Origin of the sequence: Streptomyces sp. NPDC050287 (assembly GCF_044459385.1) — a bacterium.
Classification (GTDB): domain Bacteria; phylum Actinomycetota; class Actinomycetes; order Streptomycetales; family Streptomycetaceae; genus Streptomyces.
Genome location: NZ_JBITIY010000019.1, coordinates 134,987 through 155,044, shown reverse-complemented (window position 1 = coordinate 155,044; position 20,058 = coordinate 134,987). Strand labels below are relative to the sequence as shown.

The 20,058-nt window shown below is 73.0% G+C and carries 19 protein-coding genes; 10 read left to right on the top strand and 9 right to left on the bottom strand.

What is annotated here, in order from left to right:
* The coding region (locus ACIBK3_RS41995; protein WP_399373510.1) for an RNA-guided endonuclease InsQ/TnpB family protein at positions 1–557 on the bottom strand (557 nt) is incomplete at its 3' end.
* A 300-nt stretch (positions 558–857) separates the two neighbouring features.
* On the opposite strand from ACIBK3_RS41995, the gene ACIBK3_RS41990 reads away from it, so the two are divergent.
* A complete protein-coding gene (locus tag ACIBK3_RS41990; RefSeq protein ID WP_399373509.1) occupies positions 858–1,256 on the top strand; it encodes a hypothetical protein in 399 nt (132 codons plus the stop codon).
* Positions 1,257–1,288: 32 nt separating this feature from the next.
* Here the strand turns inward: ACIBK3_RS41990 and murQ are convergent, their stop codons facing one another.
* Both murQ and ACIBK3_RS41980 read right to left on the bottom strand, forming a co-directional pair.
* Positions 1,289–2,224, bottom strand: coding sequence for an N-acetylmuramic acid 6-phosphate etherase (gene murQ, locus ACIBK3_RS41985; protein ID WP_399373507.1), 936 nt, complete (start codon positions 2,222–2,224; stop codon positions 1,289–1,291).
* 76 nt (positions 2,225–2,300) lie between these two features.
* A complete protein-coding gene (locus ACIBK3_RS41980) occupies positions 2,301–3,176 on the bottom strand; it encodes a MurR/RpiR family transcriptional regulator (RefSeq protein ID WP_399373518.1) in 876 nt (291 codons plus the stop codon).
* Between the two features lie 250 nt (positions 3,177–3,426).
* On the opposite strand from ACIBK3_RS41980, the gene ACIBK3_RS41975 reads away from it, so the two are divergent.
* Together ACIBK3_RS41975 and ACIBK3_RS41970 are read left to right on the top strand one after the other, a co-directional pair.
* Positions 3,427–3,810, top strand: a complete 384-nt coding sequence (locus tag ACIBK3_RS41975; RefSeq protein WP_399373505.1) for a hypothetical protein — start codon at positions 3,427–3,429, stop codon at positions 3,808–3,810.
* A complete protein-coding gene (locus ACIBK3_RS41970; RefSeq protein WP_399373504.1) occupies positions 3,807–4,085 on the top strand; it encodes a DUF4031 domain-containing protein in 279 nt (92 codons plus the stop codon). The genes ACIBK3_RS41975 and ACIBK3_RS41970 overlap by 4 nt, the downstream gene beginning before the upstream one ends.
* Here ACIBK3_RS41970 and ACIBK3_RS41965 read toward each other — a convergent pair.
* Both ACIBK3_RS41965 and ACIBK3_RS41960 read right to left on the bottom strand, forming a co-directional pair.
* Entirely contained in the window at positions 4,067–5,146 is a 1,080-nt protein-coding gene (locus ACIBK3_RS41965; RefSeq protein ID WP_399373503.1) for a GNAT family N-acetyltransferase, read from the bottom strand. The genes ACIBK3_RS41970 and ACIBK3_RS41965 overlap by 19 nt on opposite strands.
* A 27-nt stretch (positions 5,147–5,173) precedes the next feature.
* The gene (locus ACIBK3_RS41960; RefSeq protein WP_399373502.1) at positions 5,174–5,833 is read right to left on the bottom strand and encodes a hypothetical protein; all 660 of its coding nucleotides are present in this window, start codon (positions 5,831–5,833) and stop codon (positions 5,174–5,176) included.
* Between the two features lie 107 nt (positions 5,834–5,940).
* Here ACIBK3_RS41960 and ACIBK3_RS41955 point away from each other — a divergent pair, with 107 nt between their 5' ends.
* Both ACIBK3_RS41955 and ACIBK3_RS41950 read left to right on the top strand, forming a co-directional pair.
* Complete coding sequence (locus tag ACIBK3_RS41955) at positions 5,941–6,633, top strand: maleylpyruvate isomerase family mycothiol-dependent enzyme (protein ID WP_399373501.1); 693 nt, start codon at positions 5,941–5,943, stop codon at positions 6,631–6,633.
* Positions 6,634–6,775: 142 nt separating this feature from the next.
* Positions 6,776–7,468 (top strand): copper homeostasis protein CutC, encoded by a 693-nt coding sequence (locus ACIBK3_RS41950; RefSeq protein WP_399373499.1) that lies wholly within the window; start codon positions 6,776–6,778, stop codon positions 7,466–7,468.
* Between the two features lie 48 nt (positions 7,469–7,516).
* Here the strand turns inward: ACIBK3_RS41950 and ACIBK3_RS41945 are convergent, their stop codons facing one another.
* Entirely contained in the window at positions 7,517–9,613 is a 2,097-nt protein-coding gene (locus ACIBK3_RS41945; protein WP_399373497.1) for a HelD family protein, read from the bottom strand.
* Positions 9,614–9,875: 262 nt separating this feature from the next.
* Here ACIBK3_RS41945 and ACIBK3_RS41940 point away from each other — a divergent pair, with 262 nt between their 5' ends.
* Both ACIBK3_RS41940 and ACIBK3_RS41935 read left to right on the top strand, forming a co-directional pair.
* Positions 9,876–11,288, top strand: a complete 1,413-nt coding sequence (locus tag ACIBK3_RS41940; protein WP_399373496.1) for an NAD(P)/FAD-dependent oxidoreductase — start codon at positions 9,876–9,878, stop codon at positions 11,286–11,288.
* Positions 11,289–11,474: 186 nt separating this feature from the next.
* A complete protein-coding gene (locus tag ACIBK3_RS41935; RefSeq protein ID WP_030672980.1) occupies positions 11,475–11,660 on the top strand; it encodes a hypothetical protein in 186 nt (61 codons plus the stop codon).
* 59 nt (positions 11,661–11,719) lie between these two features.
* Here ACIBK3_RS41935 and ACIBK3_RS41930 read toward each other — a convergent pair whose 3' ends face one another.
* Entirely contained in the window at positions 11,720–13,363 is a 1,644-nt protein-coding gene (locus tag ACIBK3_RS41930; protein ID WP_399373494.1) for a DNA repair helicase XPB, read from the bottom strand.
* An 81-nt stretch (positions 13,364–13,444) separates the two neighbouring features.
* Positions 13,445–16,126 carry a helicase-associated domain-containing protein gene (locus ACIBK3_RS41925; RefSeq protein ID WP_399373493.1) on the bottom strand — a complete coding sequence of 894 codons (2,682 nt, stop codon included), beginning with the start codon at positions 16,124–16,126 and terminating at the stop codon, positions 13,445–13,447.
* Between the two features lie 184 nt (positions 16,127–16,310).
* Between ACIBK3_RS41925 and ACIBK3_RS41920 the strand changes: the two genes are divergently transcribed.
* From ACIBK3_RS41920 to ACIBK3_RS41910, 3 genes are all read left to right on the top strand, one after another.
* Positions 16,311–17,933, top strand: coding sequence for a substrate-binding domain-containing protein (locus ACIBK3_RS41920; RefSeq protein WP_399373492.1), 1,623 nt, complete (start codon positions 16,311–16,313; stop codon positions 17,931–17,933).
* 76 nt (positions 17,934–18,009) lie between these two features.
* Positions 18,010–19,119, top strand: coding sequence for a hypothetical protein (locus ACIBK3_RS41915; RefSeq protein ID WP_399373491.1), 1,110 nt, complete (start codon positions 18,010–18,012; stop codon positions 19,117–19,119).
* Positions 19,120–19,158: 39 nt separating this feature from the next.
* Positions 19,159–19,794: an HAD family hydrolase gene (locus tag ACIBK3_RS41910; RefSeq protein ID WP_399373489.1), complete on the top strand. Its 636-nt coding sequence runs from the start codon at positions 19,159–19,161 to the stop codon at positions 19,792–19,794.
* Here the strand turns inward: ACIBK3_RS41910 and ACIBK3_RS41905 are convergent.
* Positions 19,773–20,021: a hypothetical protein gene (locus ACIBK3_RS41905; RefSeq protein ID WP_399373488.1), complete on the bottom strand. Its 249-nt coding sequence runs from the start codon at positions 20,019–20,021 to the stop codon at positions 19,773–19,775. The two genes, ACIBK3_RS41910 and ACIBK3_RS41905, sit on opposite strands and share 22 nt — an antisense overlap.
* Positions 20,022–20,058: the final 37 nt, after the last annotated feature.

The following is a 20,058-nucleotide window of genomic DNA, read 5'->3' as shown; positions in this document are numbered from 1 at the left end:
ACGACGAACGAGGCGTACCAGTGCCCGAGGCTGTCCTGGTACAGGCGCACCGAGGACGGCTCGGACGGCAGTTCCCGCGACCACACCACCGCCACGACGATGCCGCCGGCCAGGTGCAGCCGGCCGTCCTTCAACCGGAACCCGCGCCGCGTGTAGTTGAGGGTCGGCAGTGCCTCGCGTTTGGATTTCCACTTCGGCATCCCCGCCCGGCGCGCCATGGGCAGACGCTCTGAGATGTCCTTGTGTGCCTTGGCGCGGGAGCGGCCGAAGTCGCGGATGGTCTGCTGCTGGCAGACCGACGAGCCCTCACGCAGCCACGGCGTGCGGGCGCGGGCCTCGGTCAGCATCCTGTCGAGCTGAGCCGGACCGCACGTGGCCTTCTGACCGGTGACCTTGTTGTGCAGGTGCACGGCCCTGGACTTGGCCACGCATTCGTTCCACACCCACCGGCACCGGTCCCACTCCGCCCCCAGGGCCGTGCGGGCGGTGGACGACAGGCGCAGCCGGTAGGTGTACCGGGCATGCCCGACCTCCGCAGCCACCGTTACCTGCGCCACCCCGCCCCCCTTCACGGACTCCGGCCGGAACACTGCGCCGCCCCGAACCCTCCGAAAGACCGTATGTACGACAGCCGCACACACGCACCCCGATCCCACAGCCACCACACCGACCAGCGATCACAGGCACACGCGTTCGCATCACCTCAGCGACACCGGCAGCGGCACGGGCGCTCCGTGCCCTGAACCGGACGCGGCGACGCTCCGCTCGCTGTTCCCGGATGCGATTCCTCCCCGGCGTGAATGCCGGGGCCTCTCGCAAGAAACAGGTGAATGGCGAACTCAGCGTGAGGTAGGCGGATGGTTCTGCGGTCGACCGAAGACATCGTGAGGTCCGTGCGGGAGGCCCTCGTGGGCGTGGGAGTCGTGCTCCCGTCCCTGCGGGTCGATCCGGTGACCGGTGCCAGTGACGAGCCGTTCGCCCTGGTCGAGTTGGGGCGGTGCAACGTACGGACGGCCGAGCGGCTGGCCTCCGTGCTGCGGGGGGAGCGGCCGGCGGTGGGGGCGCATGTCGTCGACGTGCGGGACGGGCGGATCGGGGAGGTCATGGGGCACGTCGGCGGGTGCGTGCAGTTGCGGCCGGTCGCCGGAGGGCGGGAGTGGGACTGTCCGCCGGAGTCGACCGGGCCCGCGCCGCAGGCGGAGGTGCTGCGGGAGCGGGTGCGGAGGATCAACGGGGAGAGCCGGCTTCCGTCTTGAGGCGGTTCGGCAACGGCAACTCCAGGTGCTTCTCAGTCCCGCGCCGCCGCCAGTGCGGCCCGCAGGTGGCCGTTCGAGTCCTCCAGAAGGCGGGCCGCCGTCGGGCCGTCGACGTCGGCCAGGATCGTCAGGATCGCGTTCTTGACCTCGCCGTCGGTGGCGGCCAGGGCCCGTTCGATCTCGTCGTCCGGGGCGCCCGTGGCGAGGGCGACGATGCGGCGGGAGCGGGCGCGGAGTTTGTCGTTGGAGGCTCGGACGTCGACCATCAGGTTCCCGTACGTCTTGCCCAGGCGGATCATCGTGATCGTCGAGAGCATGTTCAGGACCAGCTTCTGGGCTGTGCCCGCCTTCAGGCGGGTGGAGCCGGTGAGGAGTTCGGGGCCGACGACGATCTCGATGCCGTGCTCTGCTGCCGCCGTGAGGGCGCTGTTCGCGTTGCAGGCCAGCCCGATGGTCAACGCGCCCTGCTTGCGGGCGTGTTCCACCGCGCCGATGGCGTACGGGGTGCGGCCGGACGCGGAGACGCCGACCACCGTGTCGACGCGGGCCAGTGCGAGAGCGTCGAGGTCGGCCCGGGCCAGTTCCGCGGAGTCCTCGGCGCCCTCGACCGAGGTGACCATGGCCTCCGGTCCGCCCGCGATCAGCCCGACGACCTGCTCCGGGGCGGTGTTGAAGGTGGGCGGACACTCGGACGCGTCCAGGACACCGAGCCGTCCTGCGGTGCCCGCGCCCGCGTAGATCAGCCGGCCGCCGCCCGCCATCCGCTCGGCCACGGCGTCGATCGCGGCGGCGATCTCCGGCAGCCGCCGGGCCACGGCGGCGGGCACGGTGGCGTCCTCGGAGTTCATCAGCCGGGCGATGCCGAGGGTGGGCAGCTGGTCGATGTCGGCGAGTTCGGGGCGGAAGGCCTCGGTGGTGAGGGATTCCAACTGGGCCTGGAGATCACGGGGGTCGGAGGTGGAGGTCATGGTGAGAGGTGGCTCTTTCTGATGCGCTGTGTGGTGTCTTCCTGTGGGGGTCCTAGGGCCACTTTCGCAACAGGCCCTAGCGCCGATGCCGGTGTGCCAGTGCCTCGTACGACGCCGACAGTGCCGGTGCCGTCGTCTCGTACGTCCGTTGCGCCACGCCCACGAAGAGACAGTCCACCACCAGCAGCTGACTGGTCCGTGACGACATCGCCGCCGGACGCAGTTCGCTCTCCCGTGCGGTGGACGTCGTCAGGATGTGGTCCGCGTACTGGGTCACGGCACCGTCCGGGCGCCCGGTGATCGCCACCGTCGTCGCGCCGTGCTCGAAGGCGACCCGCAGCGGCTCGATGACGTCCCCGGTGGATCCGGAGTGGGTGATCGCGATGGCGACGTCCCCGGCCCGGAGCTGCACGGCGTTGGTCACCGCGAGGTGGGGGTCGCTGTGGGCGTGGGCGATCAGCCCTATGCGCAGCAGCTTCTGGGTGAGGTCCTGGGCGACCAGCCCGCTCGCCCCCACCCCGTAGACGTCGGTCCGCCGCGCCGCCGCCAGCGCGGTGACGGCCGCGCCGAGCTGCACGGTGTCCAGGCCGGCCGCCGTGTCCGCGAGGGTCTGCTGTTCGTCGTAGGCGAGTTTCGCGACGACGTCGGCGATCGGGTCGTCGACCGCGATGTCGGTGGTGATCGCGGGCGCGCGGCCGGACTGCTGCTGGGCGGCGAGGCCGGCCAGCGCGAGCCGCAGGTCGCGGTAGCCGGGGTAGCCCAGGAGGCGGGCGGTGCGTACGACCGTGGCCTCGCTGGTGCCGGTGAGTTCGGCGAGGCCGGTGACGGTGAGGGCGGCGCAGCCGGCCGGGTCGTGGGCGACGGCCTCGGCGACCCGCTGCATGGAACGGGTCATCGACGGGGCCAGCGTGCGCACCTTGGCGGCGAGGGCGGCGGGTGCGGGCGGGGCGATGTCGGACGCCGGCCGCGCTCCCGCCGAGCCGTGGCCGGACCCCCGGCCGGAGCCCTGGCCGGAACTCTGCCCGGCGCCCTGGCCGGATCCGCGGCCGGATCCCTGCCCGGGATCCCGACCGGAACCCCGCCTGGAATCCCGTCCTGCTCCCCGCCCGGATTCCTGCCCGAAAATTTCCTTCACTTCGCGCGTCACACCTGAAAGATATTTTCGGCTCGGTGTTGGGGTCAAGAGTGCGCACAATGGGTGCATGGATCCCATCAGCCCCCTGGAGCAGGCGTTGCACGCGGCACGCGCCCTCGTGCTCGCCGACCTGGCCGCGGGCGAGGTGGCCGCCGCCGACGTGGTGTCCATGGTCGAGGACTCGGTCGTACAGCGGCGCTGGTGGGTCGAGCAGTGGCCGCAGGGCGCGGAGTTCGTGGCCGGGCTGGTCGCCCAGGACGTACAGGACGCCCTGCTGGAGAGCTACGGCCGCTGGCCGCTGTGCCCGGTCTGCCCCTCCGGCGGCCCGCACGCCCTGGACGTCGAACCCGAACTCGGCCCCGACCCGCACTGGGTGTGCCACAAGGCCGGCGTGAAGGTCGCGGCGGTGGGCGCGTTGGGTACCGCGACCGGCGGAGCGGCCTCGTCGTGACGGTCTATATCGACCCCCCGACCTGGCCGGGCCACGGCCGCATGTGGTCCCACCTGGTCAGCGACGTCTCCTTCGACGAACTGCACGCGTTCGCCGCGGAACTGGGCGTCCCGCCCCGGGCCTTCGAGCGCGACCACTACGACATCCCCTCCCACCGGTACGCGGACGTGGTGGCCGCCGGCGCGGTGGAGGTCGGGTCCAAGGAGCTGGTGCGCAGGCTCACGGGGGCGGGCCTGCGCCGGCCCAAGGGGCGGACTCAGGCCGGCAGTTCGTAAGCCAGCAGGCCCTCCTCGTCGAGGTCCTGGTTCACCCGCGTGAACCCGATGCGCCCGAGTACCGCCTGGGACGGGGCGTTGTCGGGGTCCACGGTCGCGAACAGGGACCGTACGTCGTCCCGGGCCAGCGCCCACCGCGCCAGGGTGCGCAGCGCCTCCGTGGCGTAGCCGTGGCCGCGGGCGCCCTCCACCAGGTCGTAGCCGATCTCGGCCTTGTCCTCCTCGTCGGGGACACCGTGGAAGCCCATGGCGCCGACGGCGAGACCGTCCTCGCGGCGGACCAGTACGAACAGCCCGAACTCCGGGCGGTGCACCCCCGCCCGGTACGCCTTGAGCACCATCCCGGCCGCCTGCCGGGTGCCCTCGAAGGGGCCGCGGTCCCCGAGCCACTCGAACCCGCCGTCGCCGCCCGCGGCGAGGTCGGCGGCGGCCGCGGGGGTGACGCCCTGCAGGGTGAGGCGGTCGGCGGGGAGGACGAGGTTGTTGCTCCAGCGCCACTCGGTGACCGGGGCGCGGCCGGGCAGTTCGTCCCGGCTGGTGGCCCACAGCAGGGTGCGCCAGTGGTCGGGGCCCGGCTGGACGTGCGGGAAGATCCGGGACAGCACGTACTTGGCGAGCTCGGCCGGTGGCTCGTACCGCAGCCCCAGGCCCTCGGCGATGTCGTGGGTGTGCAGCAGAACCTCCGCGACGCCCATCGCGGCGAAGCCCTCCCGGTTCGCGCTGCGGAACGGGTACGGGTGGAACGCGCGCACCTCGCGCGGGGTGGTGCGGACGGCGGCGGCGAGCAGCGCGCCCGTCGTCTCGACGACCTGGAGCACGTCCTCGTTGTCGGTGCCGTCGTCGAGGGTCATCTCGAAGGGGACGTACGCGTCCTGCGCGCGGCCCGCCAGCTGGCCGGCGTACGCGATCAGACAGCCCGCGATGTGCTCCGCCGTGTGCCGGCAGCTCCACTCCAGCCGCCCCGCCCGCGGCCCCTCCCAGTCCCGCTCCGTCGCCGTCCGCAGCACCGCCACGGCATCCGCGACGGCCTGCTCCACCCGTTCCCCACCCAATGCGCGCATGGGGTGCAGGGTAGGTGGGCGGCTGTCTCAGGTCGACAGCATTTCCAGTTCGGCGGCGATGTTGTAGCGGGCGGTCGCCTCCCACTCCGCCGCCCCGTACGGCGTCCTGAACAGCCTTGGCAGATCGAGGAGTTGACGCAGGACGGCGGCGCGGCCCGCGCGGAAGGCGTCCGGGGGGACGAAGCCGTACTCCTCGCGGACGGCGGCCGTGTAGGCGGCGTACGCGGAGGGCGGGGCGGCGAGGATCGCGAGGTCGGCGTCGCACAGGACCTGGCCGTCCGGGTCGTCGTCGGCCGGGTCGTGGCTGACGGTGAGACGGACCAGTCGGGCCACCTCGGCCGTCTTCGCCGCCGGCACCCCGGCCTCGGGCAGGGCCCGCTCGGCGAGACGGGCCGAGCGTTCCTCGTTCTCGGAGCGGTCGGGCAGATAGACCGCGTCGTGGAACCACGCGGCCAGGCGTACGACGTCCGGGTCGGCGCCGTGTTCCTCCAGGACGTCGATCAGGACGTCGATGCGGTCCAGCACCGCGGTGAGGTGCGTGAGCGTGTGATAGCGCCGCTGCGGCTCCTGCCAGCGCACGAGCAGGTCATCGGCGTACGGCCCGGGGTCGGGGCCGGCGGCCTCGGGGCCCCGGGCTCCCTCCAGGGCACGGGCGAAACGGATGCGCAGGGCGTCGGGATCGGCCATGCCCCCATTCTCCCGTGATCCCTTTCTCCCGCGATCCTCTTCTCCGGTGATCTCCTACCGCGATCCCTTCTCCCGCGATCTCCGCGGCGAGCCCTAGCGTGGTGGCCATGACTTCTACGACTTCTACGACGTCTGCGACGTCCGGCGGCGATCGTGATCCGGAACTGCCGGGGCGGCTGCTGGCCACCGAACGCGACGCCCTCGTCCCGCTGCTGCGGACCCGGCCCGACCGGGACTTCGCGCTGCCGGTCGCGGCCTGTCCGGGGTGGAGCGTGCGGGATGCGCTCGCGCACTGTTCGGCCGTGTTGACCCGGGTGGTGGAGGGCCGGTTCGAGGAGGGGGTGTTCTCGCCCGAGTCGAACGACCGGGACATCGCCGAGCGGGCCCAGTGGCCGAACGCGCGGGTCCTGGACGAGCTGGAGCGGGGCATGACCGGGGCCGGACCCGTGATCGCCGAGGCGGGCGGGGCGCTGGACATGGTCGGGCTGGGGGAGTGGATCCACGCCGGCGATGTGCGCGAGGCGCTGGGGGAGCCGGGGGCGTATGGAGGCCCCGGGTTGCCCGACGCGCTGACCCTGCTGGTGCGGCGTACCCGGGAGAAGGGCCATGTGCCGCTCCAGGCCGACCTCGACGACATGGACGAACCGCTGCGGCTGGGCGGGGTGTCCGGGGAGCGGACCCCGGCACGGTTCATCGGCGACGCCGCGACCCTCGTACGGCTGTACGCGGGGCGGCCGGTGGGCGGGGCGTCGTACGAGCTGGCAGGGGCGGAGGAGGGGGAGTTGAACATCTTCGGGTGAGGGCTCCGGTGAGGGCTCCGGTGAGGGCTCCGGTGAGAGCTTTGGTGAGGGCTTCGGGGCGGATCGGCTGATCGGGTCCCCGCGCGGGCGTAGTCTTGGAATTGGACTAGACCTGTAGCCGCCCGAAGACGAATGGGGTCCCATGAGCAAGCGTGCAGTTCTGGAGGTGATCGCCCTCGACGTCGAGGACGCCGTCGCCGCCCAGGCCGGAGGCGCGGACCGTCTCGAACTGGTCACCGACATGGCGGCGGACGGGCTCACCCCGCCGGTCGGGACCTTCGCGCGGATCCGGGCCTCCGTCGACATCGCGCTGCGCGTGATGCTGCGGCTGTCGGACGGCTTCGCGGCGGCCGACGTGGAACCGTTGGCCCGGGTCGCCGGGCAACTGCGCGAGGCCGGGGCCCAGGAGTTCGTGCTCGGGTTCCTGGACGGTGACGGCGGTGTGGACCTGGCGGCCGTGGAGCGCGTGGTGGCCGTACTGGACGGCTGCCGCTGGACGTTCCACCGGGCGATCGACCACGCCGCCGACCGGGACGCGCTGCGCAAGCAGCTGGACGGACTGCCGGGGCTCGACGCGTATCTGACGGCGGGCTCGGCGGCCGGGGTGGACGCCGGGCTCCCCACGTTGCTCCACGAGGCGGGGCGCGGTGGGGAGCCGGGCTACGAGCAGCGGTTGCTGGTGGGCGGCGGGCTGCGGCTGGACCATGTGCCGCGACTGATGGCCGCCGGGATCGACGCGTTCCACATCGGCGGGGCCGCGCGGCCCGGGGGCTGGGAGCGGGGGGTCTCGGTGGAGGCGGTCGCGGAGTGGCGGGGCGTGCTGGACGGGGCGTGAGTCCGGGCTGAGCCCCTCCTGGCCCACCAGGGCCGAGCCCCTCCTGGCCTACGAGAGCTGCGGTGGCAGTGGGGCCGTGTGGGTCACGATCAGGCCCGAGACGGCTCGGGTGAGGGCGACGTAGAGGCGGCGCAGGCCCGTGCGTTCGTCCGGTTCGCCGTCGACCACGGCCTGCGGCTCGTCGAGGACGACGTAGTCGTACTCCAGGCCCTTGGCAAGGGAGGCGGGGACCAGGGTGAGACGGGTCTCGTACGTCGTCTCCTCGCCGGGGGACAGGTGGCCGATGCCCGCCGCCCTGAGCGCCTCCGTCAGGGCCGGGACACGGGCGTCCGCGACGATCAGACCCGTCGAGCCCTCGTTGCGCAGCAGCTCCTCGCACGCGGCGACCACTTCGGCGGTGTCGCTGATCCCGCGCAGGTCGAAGAAGCCCGGATTCTCACGGACCGACGCGACCGGGGTCAGGCCCGGGGCGATGTGGGGCAGGAGGCGGGAGGCGTACGTGATGACGTCGGCCGGGACGCGGAAACCGGCCGTCAGCTCCTCGATCACGCCGTCCGTCTTGCCGAGGTGGGCGAGCGCCTCGTCCCAGCTGCGGGTGGCCCAGGGGGTGGTGCCCTGGGCGAGGTCGCCGAGGACGGTGGCCGAGCCGGTCGTGCAACGGCGGCCGACGGCCCGGTACTGCATGGGGGAGAGGTCCTGAGCCTCGTCCAGCACCACATGGCCGAGCGAGTGCGTGCGCTGGATCAGGTCCTGCGCCTCGTCGATCAGCACCGCGTCCGCGGGCGCCCACCGGGCCGACTTGACGCTGCGGACCGGCTTCGCCCACAGGATCGTCTTCTGCTCGTCCTCGCCGAGGACGTCGTCCGCGTGGACGGCGAGGAAGTCCGCGTCGGTGAGCAGGCGCAGGACGAGTTTCGCCGGGTCGACCGGCGGCCAGACCTGCTTGACCGCCGCCTTCACCGCCGCGTTGCGGGCCACCGCGTCCTGGACCCGGTCGTCCGGGGCCTCCCCCGAGCGTTCCATCTGCACCAGCACGGCGTGCGCGATGCGCTGCGGAAGAGCCTCACGGGCGGCGCCGTAGCGGATGTCCCGGTCCAGCAACTCGCGGACGATGTCCTCCAGTTCGTACGCCGGGACACGCCAGCGACGCGAGCCGCGCACCACGACGACCGGTTCGGTGGGCATCGTCACGTGCGAGTAGAGGGCCCGGCGCAGTACCTCCGCCATCCTCGCGTCGCCCTTCACGATCGCCGCCGCCGCGTCGTCCGTACCGCGCACCTCCACGTGCGCGACCAGGTCGTCGACCGTGGCCTGGCGGACCGTCAGCTCACCGAGCGCGGGCAGCACCTGCTCGATGTAGTGCAGGAAGGACCGGTTCGGCCCGATGACCAGGGTGCCGGTGCGGGCGAGGCGCTCGCGATGGGCGTACAGGAGGTAGGCGACCCGGTGCAGACCGACGGCCGTCTTTCCGGTTCCCGGACCTCCCTGCACGCAGACCGTCCCGCCCAGACCGCTGCGGACGATCTCGTCCTGCTCGGGCTGGATCGTCGCCACGATGTCGCGCATCGGGCCCACGCGCGGGCGTTCGATCTCCTGCTGGAGCAACTTGCTGGTGACGGCCGCCCCCGAGGGATCGGCCGGGTCGGAGAGGCGCTCGTCCTCGTACGCCGTGAGGTCGCCGCCCGTGTAGCCGAAGCGGCGGCGCAGCGCGATGTCCATCGGGTCCTTCTTGGAGGCCCGGTAGAACGGCTGCGAGACCGGGGCACGCCAGTCGATGACCATCGGGTCGCCGTCGTGGTCGTGCACGTGCCGGCGCCCGATGTAGAAGCGTTCGCCCTCCGCCCCCTCCGCCTGCTCGGCGCCCGGAGCGTGCAGGTAGTCGAGGCGGCCGAAGAACAGCGGGGTGTCACTCAGGTCGGCGAGGGCCTTGATCCGCTCGTCGATCTGGCGGGAGAGGACCTCGGCGTTGACCCAGTTCGCGGTGACGTCGCTGATGTCGAGCGACTGGACGTCCTCCCGCATGGAGCGCAGGGCGGCGCGCGAGTGGGCAAGGTGGGCGCGTTCTCGGGCGAGGGGTTCGAGAGGGTCAAGGGGGTCGAGGGGGTCGAGGGGGTCGTCGCCGACGGGCGTGGGCGGCCTGGACAAGGGGGTGCCTCCGGGGGGCCAGCGGGATACGCGGATGCGGGATCCGCAGTGGCGGGTTGCGGGTTGCCGGCCGGTTTCCGTCCGGGCGGCTGCACTCCGTGCGGGAGGCGGGCAAGAGCGGAGATTGTAGGTGAGTTCAGCAGGCGGCAGCCAACGGGTTTTCCCGGAAGTAGGCTGCGGTTTCCTTCGGGGGGAGCTCACACTCCTCTTGCCTCGTCGTCGAACTCGCCGCCTACCTATGAGAGTTGAGGTGTGAGACCACATGCCGGAAGGATCACCCGGACGGACTGGACAGCTCGCCCCCCGTCGCCCCACCGCACTCGTCGTCGGCGGCAGCGTCACCGGTCTGTTCGCCGCCGCCGCGCTCGCCGGGTTCGCCGACGTCACCGTCGTCGAACGCGACCTGCTCCCGGACGGGCCGGTGCCCCGGCGCGGGGTGCCGCAGGCCCGCCACGCCCACCTGGTCTGGAGCGGCGGAGTGCGGGCGATGGACGCGTTACTGCCCGGGCTGGTCGACGAGATCGTCGGGCGGGGTGCCCGGCTGGTCCACGCCACGGGCGACATGGTCTGCCGGGCCCCCAACGAGCTCTGGTTCCGGCGGTTCCGGGCCACCCACCACCGCATCCTGTTGTGCTCACGGGACCTGCTGGACTCGGTGATCCGGGAGCGGGTGCTCGCCGACGCCCGCGTCACGCTCCGCGCGGGTACGACGGTGTCGGCGCTGGAGGGCGAGGGCGGCCGGGTCACCGGCGTCCGGGACGACCAGGGGCGGGTCCTGACCGCCGACCTCGTCGTGGACGCCTCCGGCCGCGGCTCCCACGCCCCGCGCTGGCTGACCGACCTCGGCCTGCCCCAGGTCGCCGAACGCGAGGTCAACGCCGGTCTCGCCTACGCCACCCGCCTCTACCGCGCCCCGGGCACGACCGCGGACGCCGACTTCCCGCTCGTCAGCGTGCAGGCCAACCCGGCCAAGGCCCCCGGCCGCGGCGGCGTCATCCTCCCGATCGAGGACGGCCGCTGGATCGTCACCCTCGCCGGCACCCGGGGCGGGGAACCCACCGGTGACCCGGACGCGTTCGTCGACTTCGCCCTCGGGCTCGGCGACCCGGTCGTCGGCGAGCTGATCAAGGACGCCACTCCGCTGAGCGATGTGATGACCACCCGCAGCACCGCCAACCGGCGCCGCCACTACGAGAAGATGTCGCGCTGGCCCGACGGCTTCACGGTCCTCGGGGACGCCGTCGCCGGATACAACCCGGTCTACGGCCACGGAATCACCGTCGCCGCCCAGAGCGCCCTCGCCGTCCGGGACGTCCTGCGCGCCACGCCCCTCACCGCGCCCGGCACCGGGCGCCGCCTCCAGCGTGCGGCCGTCCGCCCGGTGGCCGCCGCCTGGGACCTGGCCGTCGGCCAGGACGCCCGCTATCCCGGCGCGAGCCGGACACCGCCCACCGCCCTGGAGAGGTTCCTCTCCGCCTTCGTGGACCGGGCCGTCGCCACCGGCGCCCGCAACCCACGGGCTCTGGGCGCCCTGCTGGATGTCATGAGCCTGGAGAAGCCGGCCACCCGCCTCTTCTCCGCCGACATGCTCGTCCCGATGCTGTTCGGCCCGAAGAAGCCGCATCTGCAGGGCCCGCCCCTGACGGAGACGGAACGGAAGGCGGCCAAGCCGTGAGGGCCTGACCGAAGCCGCCGACCCCTTGGAAGAGCCGATCCTGCGGGGCCGACCCCTAGGGGGAGGGGTAAGGGAACCCCTCCACCCTGAGGGCGGAGGCGTCAACCGCAAGTACTACGCGGTGAGCGCTCGGGTTGGCCCCGCAGACCGATGCGGTTCCCACGTCGGAGGAGCAACCATGGAGTCATGAGCGCAGCAACCATCACCCCAGCTCCGCGCCCGCCCCGCCCGGCCGGCGCGACCCCTGTCCTCGGCAGCCACCGTCATGTCGTCGGCGAGGCCCTGCGAGCCGTGAAGGTCTTCGCGGGCGCCGCCTTCGACGTCATGGTCCTCGGCGAATACGGCGAAGAGGCCGGCGTCCGCCGCAAGTGACCCGGTTCAGCCGCAAGTGATCGGGTCAAGGCGCAAGTGACCCGGTTCTGGCGGCCAGGTCAGCTCTCCGCCAGCAGCTCGTCCGCGTCCATGATCCGGTAGGCGTACCCCTGCTCCGCCAGGAACCGCTGCCGGTGCGCGGCGAAGTCCTGGTCGAGGGTGTCGCGGGCGACGACCGAGTAGAAGTGGGCCTGGTGCCCGTCCGCCTTGGGCCGCAGCACCCGTCCCAGCCGCTGCGCCTCCTCCTGCCGGGAGCCGAAGGTGCCCGAGACCTGGACGGCGACCGTCGCCTCCGGCAGGTCGATCGAGAAGTTCGCGACCTTCGACACCACCAGCACACTGATCTCGCCCTGCCGGAAGGCCTCGAAGAGCTTCTCCCGCTGCGCGTTCGAGGTCTCGCCCTTGATGACCGGCGCGTCGAGATGCTCCCCCAGCTCGTCCAGCTGGTCGATGTACTGCCCGATGACGAGGATCTGCTGCCCGGCGAACCGTCGCACGATCGCCTCGGTCACCTTCCGCTTGGTCGCGGTCGTGGCGCAGAAGCGGTACTTCTCCTCCGTCTCGGCGGTGGCGTACGCGAGCCGCTCGGAGTCGGTGAGGTTCACCCGGACCTCGACACAGTCGGCGGGCGCGATGTACCCCTGCGCCTCGATCTCCTTCCACGGCGCGTCGAACCGCTTGGGCCCGATCAGCGAGAACACGTCCGACTCGCGTCCGTCCTCCCGCACCAGCGTCGCGGTCAGCCCGAGCCGCCGCCGCGCCTGCAGATCCGCCGTGAACTTGAAGACGGGCGCGGGCAGCAGGTGCACCTCGTCGTAGAGGATCAGTCCCCAGTCCCGGGAGTCGAACAGCTCCAGGTGCGGGTAGACGCCCTTCCGGCGGGTGGTCAGCACCTGGTAGGTGGCGATGGTGACGGGCCGGATCTCCTTCCTGGTCCCGCTGTACTCGCCGATCTCGTCCTCGGTCAGCGAGGTCCGCTTCACCAGCTCGTGCTTCCACTGCCGGGCCGACACCGTGTTGGTGACGAGGATCAGCGTGGTCGACTTCGCCTGAGCCATGGCCCCGGCCCCGACCAGCGTCTTGCCGGCCCCGCACGGCAGGACGACCACGCCCGACCCGCCGTGCCAGAAGTTCTCCACGGCCTGCTTCTGGTAGGGCCGCAGGGCCCACCCGTTCTCGTCCAGCTCGATCGCGTGCGCCTCGCCGTCCACGTACCCGGCGAGGTCCTCGGCCGGCCAGCCCAGTCTCAGCAGCGTCTGCTTGATCTGCCCGCGCTCGGAGGGGTGCACGACGACGGTGTCGGGGTCGATGCGGTTGCCGACCAGCGGAGCGATCCGCTTCGACCGCAGCACCTCCTCCAGCACCGGCCGGTCGGTGGTCGTCAGCACGAGTCCGTGCGCGGGGTGCTTGCTGAGCGTCAGCCGCCCGTACCGGTCCATCGTCTCGGCGATGTCCACCAGCAGCGCGTGCGGCACGGGATACCGGCTGAACTGCACCAGCGCGTCCACGACCTGCTCGGCGTCGTGCCCGGCCGCCCGCGCGTTCCACAGCCCCAGCGGCGTCACCCGGTAGGTGTGGATGTGCTCCGGCGCCCGCTCCAGCTCCGCGAACGGCGCGATGGCCCGACGGCAGTCGCCGGCCTGCTCGTGGTCGACTTCCAGGAGCAGAGTTTTGTCGGACTGGACGATCAGCGGACCATTCACGCGCGGCTGCCTTTCTGCCTGTGGCCGGCGTGGCTCTGCACGGCCAAACCTCCAGTGTGCCGTACGGGGCGCGGAAGCGGGTCAGTCGTCCGCCAGCTCCGCCACCCCGGTCACGCGGTGCAGTGGGTACGTCCTGACCTCGTCCGCCGTGTGGTCGTACGCCGTCACGAAGCCGCCCTCGACACGGATCGGGGCGATGACGCGCTGGGTGGCGGAGCCCTCGGCGTTGACGTAGCCGATCCAGACGGTCTCGCCGGTGAGGACGGCGGCCTGCATGGTGGCGAGGGTCTCGGCGGCGCTGGTGCGCGGGAGTTCGCCGCCGGCCGGGTCGGCCGCGGTCACCTTGCGGGGGGCCGTCGAGGCCAGGTCGCCGGCGCGGATGGCGCGGATCGCGGCGGTCAGGAGGTTCGGGTCGGGGGCCGGCGGGCCGTCCGGGACCGGCTCGGGGGCCGTGCGGGGCGGGGTGCGGTGGGCGAGGGCGCGGGTGATCAGTACGTCGCCCTCGGCGGACTCGGCGGCCGGGGCGAAGCCCATCGCCCGCAGACCGTCGAGGAGTGCGGCCGGGTCGGCCTGGGTGGCCAGCACGGTCGGGGCCAGCCGGCGCAGCCGCAGGCCCGCGGCACGCTTGTCGGCCATGATCTCGTTGAGCATCGCGTCGTCGTCGCAGCGGACGTACGCCGAGGCCGCGCCCACCCGCAGGTGGCCGTGCCTGCGGGCCACGTCGTCGATCAGGTAGGCGAGCGGCTGCGGGACCGGCGTACGGGAGTGCTCGGCGAGGAAGGCGTGCAGGTCGGAGGCGGTCCGGCCGGAGTCGAGCGCACGCCGTACCGAGCCGGGCGTGAACCGGTACACCGTGGCCCCGCCCTTCGACTCCACCTCCGCCAGCACGTCCAGCAGGTCCGCGAGCGGCCGCTGGAGCGGGCCGGGCGCCACCGCCGTCAGGTCGGCCTGGAGCAGCACGTGGTCCAGGGGCTCGGGCAGGAGGGGCGCGAGCAGCCGGGCGGCCGCCGCGGAGGCGACGGCCTGCTCGGGGGGCGAGAGGGGCGAGAGGGGTGACAGGGCGTGTGCCGGGACCGCGTGATGGTGGACGGGCAGTTTGTCGCCAGGACCCGAGGCAGCAGCCGTGTCGCCAGGACCCGACGAGGCAGCAGCCGTGTCGCCAGGACCCGACGAGGGAGCCGAGCCGTCGCCAGGACCCGAGGAGGCGCCGGCCCCGCTCCCCGCCTGACGGCCCCCGGCCTTCGCCGTCCCGGGCGAACCGCCCGCCGACGGCTTCCCGGCCGGCGCCCCGATCAGCGCCCGCCCGTGCCCCGACAACGCTCCCCGGCCCGTCACCCCCAGCAGCTCCGCCTCGGTCAGCGTCCAGCGGGCGAGCCGGGCCCGCAGGTCGTCGTCCCGTTGCGGGCCGCGCAGGGGGCGCTCCCAGCGCAGGCGGGCGAGCACCGACTCGGCGGCCGGCGCGGTCCCCTCCGGCAGCCCGGCCAGCAAGGCCAGCACCCGGTGCCGTACCTCGGGGGCGGCCGAGCGGTCGAGGCCCGGTCCGAGCGCCGACAACGTGCGTTCCTTCGCGTCCCGCCCGCCGACCAGCCCCGGCGTCCGGGTCGCCGCCAGCCAGGTCTCGGCGAGGCGGGTCCAGCGCTGGGCCGGGGGCTGCTCCAGCCACTCGTCGTAGGCCGGGGTCGCCGCGTACCGTTCGTCGGCCTCGTTGTCGGAGGCGATGAGGCCGGCCGCGTAGGCGAGCTCGACCCAGAAGGCGGCGATGGGCTCGGAGACGTCCAGGGCGACGGCGGTCCGCTTCAGGTCACGGACGCTGAGACCGCCGGCCCGCAGCACCGCGGGGCCGCCCTCGTCCCAGTCCTTCAGCAGCTCCTCGACGGTCGCCAGCGCGGTGTACGCCTGCCCGGCCGCCGTCGCGTCCACCACCTGCGGACGGTGCGTGGCGGCGGCCTCCACCGCGGGCGGCAACGGCTCGGCGGCGCGGTGCGCGCGGCCCTCGCGCAGGTGCAGGGCCACCTCGCGGGGGAGTACGACCGTGCCGGGCGCCGTCGGCAGCAGCAGCCCCCGGTCCAGGAGCCAGCGCAGATGGGCCGCGGGGTCGGCGGTGACCTGCCCGTACGGCGGGCCCCAGACGAGGCGGTTCAACACCTCCCGGGACTCGGCCGGGGCCACGGCGAGCAGCTTCGCCATCCGCCTGCGGTCGGTGAACAGCGTGGTGAGTGAGGTGACCGCGGACACCGAGTCGTGGGTCGTGGGCAGCCCGGCCGTCGTCACGAGTTCCTGGATACGGCCGGGTGACATGCCCGCCGTCGCCTCTTGCACGGTCGGGCCCAGACCGGTCGGGGACGGGTGGTGCGGGGAGGGCGCGAGCAGTTCACGGGCGGTGCGGACGAGCCGGAGGCGGTCGTCGGCGCCCCACACCAGGGCCTGCTCGCGCAGGGTGCCCAGGGCGCGGGGCAGCGCGGCGGTGACCGACGGGTCGCCCGCGTCGCCCGCCATCAGCCCCAGCAGTTCCTCGTACGAGGCCGGGTCCGCCGCCACGGCCAGCGCCTCGGCCGTCTGCAGCGCGAACCGGTCCAGCCGCTCCAGGGCGCGGACCACCGAGGCGCGGGTGCCGGCCCGGGTGGCGAGCTGGGTGAGGTCGGAGGGGACGGGGGTGATGAGGTCGGGGCGGGCGCGCAGCAGCGCGGCGAGGGACCCGTCGTCCCGGGCGCGGAGATCCTCCGCGAGGGACCGGGGCGTCGCCGGCTTCTCATCGCTGCTCATCCGGTCAACGGTAGCGGGTGGCCCGTCGGCCGGGTGCACACCAGGCGAACGGAAGGTATCCCAGGTGGCGCCCGCATGAATTTCCTTCGGCGGATCGTCGCAGCCCTGGCAGCACTCGGCCCGCACTCGTCACCCTGGGCTCCCTGCCAACTGCATGAGTGTTCAACGGGATGGGGGGATCCTCGTGGACCTCGGCTTCGACAACTGGGTCGCCGTCGTCAGTATCGCGATCCCGTCCCTGGCGTTCCTCTGGGAGTTCGCCGTCGTCGGCCGCAAGCGCCTCGGCTACCGGGTGCAGATGGACGCGCTGGCCGCCGACGCGACCCAGTCGCCGTACGCCGGGGTGCTGCGGGACATGCAGCGCGACGGTCACCGGCTGAAGGACCCCTCGTTCGTCCTGCTGCGGATAGAGAACGCCGGTTCGGCGCCGATCGAGGACGTCGACTACCTGACCAGCGGCAGCGACCCCTGCGGCATTCAGGTCACCTTCCGGGACCGCCAGGTCGCCGGCCTCGTCGTGACCCACCTGAGCCAGCCGGAGCTGCAGAACTTCTTCACCCCGGAGGCCGAGGGGTTCGGGTACGAGAACGTCGAGACCGCCGACAACGACGCCGTACGCAAGGGAGTCGTCAAGCTGCCGAAGGCGAAGCTCCCGCTGCGGGCCGAGTACAAGGTGCTCGTCGTGCTGGAGCGCTGGTCGGGGGACGACACCGGGGCTCCGTTCCCCAGGCCGGTCTTCGTCGGCGCCGTCGGCGGGCCGCGCCGCTGGTTCGAGCCGCTGGTCCGGTACTTCAAGTTCAAGCTGGCCAGGACCGAGAGTCATGTGTTCGCCTCCCGGCCGGCCTGGGTCGGTATCGGGCTGCTGGCGCTGGCGGTCGTCGCCCAGAGCATCACGCTGTTCCTGCCCGAGAACCGCACCCCGCTGGACTGCGTCGGCGGAACCCTGCACGTGAACGGCTCCACCGCCTTCGCACCCGCCGTACGGGAGGCCGCCGCACGCTACGAGGAGGCCTGCCAGGGCGCCGACGTCAGCATCCCCGTCGGCGAGGGCACCTTCGACGGCAGCGGCGAGGGCCTCGCCGACCTGGAGCAGGCCGGCCGGGACCAGAAGATCGAGGTCGGCGACGGGCTCGGCGACCGCCTCACCTTCACCGACGGCATCGTCGGCGGCGACCACCCCCGCGTGCTGAGCCGGGCCATCGCCTACTCCGTGTTCACCCTCGTCATCAACAAGGACGCGGGTGTCGAGAACCTGACTCCCGACCAGATCCGGCGCCTGTACGGCGGAAAACTGAAGAACTGGTCCCAACTGGGCGGCGACGACGTCCCCATCCACCTCGTCAACCGGCACATCGGCTCCGGAACCCGCGGCGCCCTCGTCGAACGCGTCCTGCACGGAAAGCAGCCACCCCAGGCCACCGTGGACAACTGCGCCGCCCTGGACCGGGACGCGTACGGCACCTGCGAGGTCGACAGCACGCAGACCATGCTGGAGACGGTCGCCGGAACGCCCGGCGGCCTCGGCTACAGCGAGGTCAGCAGTGCCGCCGCCAAGGTCAAGAAGGACAGGCACCTCATCCAGCTGCCGATCGCCAGCCAGCGGGCCACGCTGGACGCCGTGGAGAACGGCGACTATCCGTACTGGCAGACCGAGTTCGCCTACACCTACGGCGAACCGCCCGCGGGCTCCATCGCCGCCGCCTTCCTGACGTACCTCACCGACCAGGGCGGCCGGGACGTCCTGCGCGAGTACGGCAACCGCCTGTGCTCGGAAGTGGAGAACCCGTACGTGTGCGAGCCGACCTGACCCACGCGCACGCCGCCCACCCTGCGCTAACGTCGACTCGCGGGGTATCCAAGGCACCGACCCCGGAGGGGACTTCGTGGGTATCGAGAGCGACCAGGTCGTCTACGAGTATCTGAGCCGCGTCGGCGACGTGGCCCAGCAGCGGCAGCTGCCGTCGTCCACCCGGATGCGCCTGGTCTCCGAACTGCGCAACGAGATTGACCGGCGGCGCGCGAAAGTCACCGTCGACAGCCCCGCCGCGGTCCGCCGCATCATCGCCCGGCTCGGCAGCCCCCACGAGGTCGTCGCCGCGGCGGGCGGCGGCGCCGACGGACCCGGCACCGGGGGCGCTCCCGAGGCCCCGGTCGCCGCCGTGCCCGTACAGCCGGACGGGGACGACGGGAACGCCGCGACCGAGGACACCGGCCGGTCCAAGCGGCTGCGGCGGGCCGTACCGCGCCCTCGCCCGGCTGAGACCTCCCCGCGGCCCGCCGTGCCCGAGAACACGTCCTCGCCCCACCTCGCGGGCCTGGACGAGCTCGGGGACAGCCTGTCCCAGCCCGACTGGTGGCGGGTGGACAGCGGCCCGTTCGGGGTCGGGGACAGCGTGCCCGGCTTCGTCGGCGGCGTGGAGATCCCGGAACTCCTCAGGCCCCCGCCGCCGAAGGAGCCACCCGCCCTGGAGAAGGAGGCCGCGGCGCCGCCGGCCCCGGCCGTGGAGAAGGCCGCGAGCAGGTCCCGCCGGACCTGGTGGAAGCCCCTGAAGACCGGCGCCGGGGCCGCGGGGACCGCGCCCGCCGCCCAGGCCGGGGAAACCGTCGTACCCACTCGGCGCCGCCTCCTTTCCCTGCCCCTGCGGGGCACGGCCGGCGGCTGGAGCAACCCCTTCCTCCTCCTCGCCGCCGGCCTCCTCGTCGCCGGTGCCGTCCTCGGCAACTGGATCGCCCTCGTCCTCGGCTGGGCCATCGCCTACGCCTCCCGCCGGCTGACCGACGCCGAGACCAAGTGGGCCGTCGTGATCCTGCCCGGCCTCTCCGTCACGGCCGGCGTCGTCTGGCTGTGGGGCCGCACCGAGGGCCGCTGGGGCCGGCCCATCGCCGAGGACCACATGAGCTCCGCGATCGCCGAAACCTGGCCCTGGGTGGTGCGGGGGGCGGCCGTGGCATCGGCACTGTTCCTGGTGTGGCGGTCACAGCGGCGGAGGTAGGACACATCACGGTCGGCGGGCCTGGGCAGAATGATCCCCATGTCCTCCGCGACCTCGCCCTCCGCCCCCACCGTCGGCTTCGACCTCGACATGACGCTCATCGACTCCCGGCCCGGCATCCGCGCCTGCTATCTGGCGCTGGCCGAGCGGACGGGGACGTACATCGACGCCGACCTGGCGGTCACCCGGCTCGGGCCGCCGCTCGCCGAGGAGCTGATTCACTGGTTCCCCGCGGAGGAGGTGCCGGCCATGGCGGACCTCTACCGCGAGATGTACCCCACGATCGCGATCGGGCCGACGCCCGCGCTGCCGGGTGCCCGCGAGGCGATCGCCGCGGTGCGTACGGCCGGCGGGCGGGCCCTCGTGGTCACCGCCAAGCACGAGCCCAACGCCAAGCTGCACCTGGAGTACCTGGGCATCGAGCCGGACGCGGTCGTCGGCGACCTGTGGGCGGAGCAGAAGGCGCAGGCGCTGCGCGAGCACGGGGCGGGCGTGTACGTCGGCGACCACCTCGGGGACATCCGGGGCGCCCGCGCCGCCGACGCCCTCTCGGTCGCCGTGGCCACGGGCCCGTACGAGAAGGACGAGCTGGCCGCGGCCGGCGCGGACGTCGTCCTGACCGATCTCACGGAGTTCCCTCAGTGGCTCGCGTCCTACCGCCCGGCCCGGGCCTGACGGCGGCCCGCCGCGACCGACCGGAGCACCCCCGCCCCGGCCAGCAGGAAGCCGACGGCCATCAGCATGCTCAGCCCGAACATGTACGTCGGAAAAGGCGTCGTGCCGAGAAGGAACGGGGCCACGGTGACGAGAGTGGCCACGGCACCGATGAAGAACACGACCGCACCGGTACGGATCAGTCGGTCACCGGGCTCGGCGGAATTCGTTTGGGTTTTGTCACGCACCCGACCAGGGTAGTTCCCAGCGCGAAGGAACAACCCG

Bases quoted from the DNA above. Each gene is read 5' to 3' on its own strand.
- ACIBK3_RS41990 (WP_399373509.1), top strand. From the start codon at position 858: ATGGTTCTGCGGTCGACCGAAGACATCGTGAGGTCCGTGCGGGAGGCC.
- murQ (WP_399373507.1), bottom strand. From the start codon at position 2,224: ATGACCTCCACCTCCGACCCCCGTGATCTCCAGGCCCAGTTGGAATCC.
- ACIBK3_RS41975 (WP_399373505.1), top strand. From the start codon at position 3,427: ATGGATCCCATCAGCCCCCTGGAGCAGGCGTTGCACGCGGCACGCGCC.
- ACIBK3_RS41965 (WP_399373503.1), bottom strand. From the start codon at position 5,146: ATGCGCGCATTGGGTGGGGAACGGGTGGAGCAGGCCGTCGCGGATGCC.
- ACIBK3_RS41960 (WP_399373502.1), bottom strand. From the start codon at position 5,833: ATGGCCGATCCCGACGCCCTGCGCATCCGTTTCGCCCGTGCCCTGGAG.
- ACIBK3_RS41955 (WP_399373501.1), top strand. From the start codon at position 5,941: ATGACTTCTACGACTTCTACGACGTCTGCGACGTCCGGCGGCGATCGT.
- ACIBK3_RS41950 (WP_399373499.1), top strand. From the start codon at position 6,776: ATGAGCAAGCGTGCAGTTCTGGAGGTGATCGCCCTCGACGTCGAGGAC.
- ACIBK3_RS41940 (WP_399373496.1), top strand. From the start codon at position 9,876: ATGCCGGAAGGATCACCCGGACGGACTGGACAGCTCGCCCCCCGTCGC.
- ACIBK3_RS41935 (WP_030672980.1), top strand. From the start codon at position 11,475: ATGAGCGCAGCAACCATCACCCCAGCTCCGCGCCCGCCCCGCCCGGCC.
- ACIBK3_RS41925 (WP_399373493.1), bottom strand. From the start codon at position 16,126: ATGAGCAGCGATGAGAAGCCGGCGACGCCCCGGTCCCTCGCGGAGGAT.
- ACIBK3_RS41910 (WP_399373489.1), top strand. From the start codon at position 19,159: ATGTCCTCCGCGACCTCGCCCTCCGCCCCCACCGTCGGCTTCGACCTC.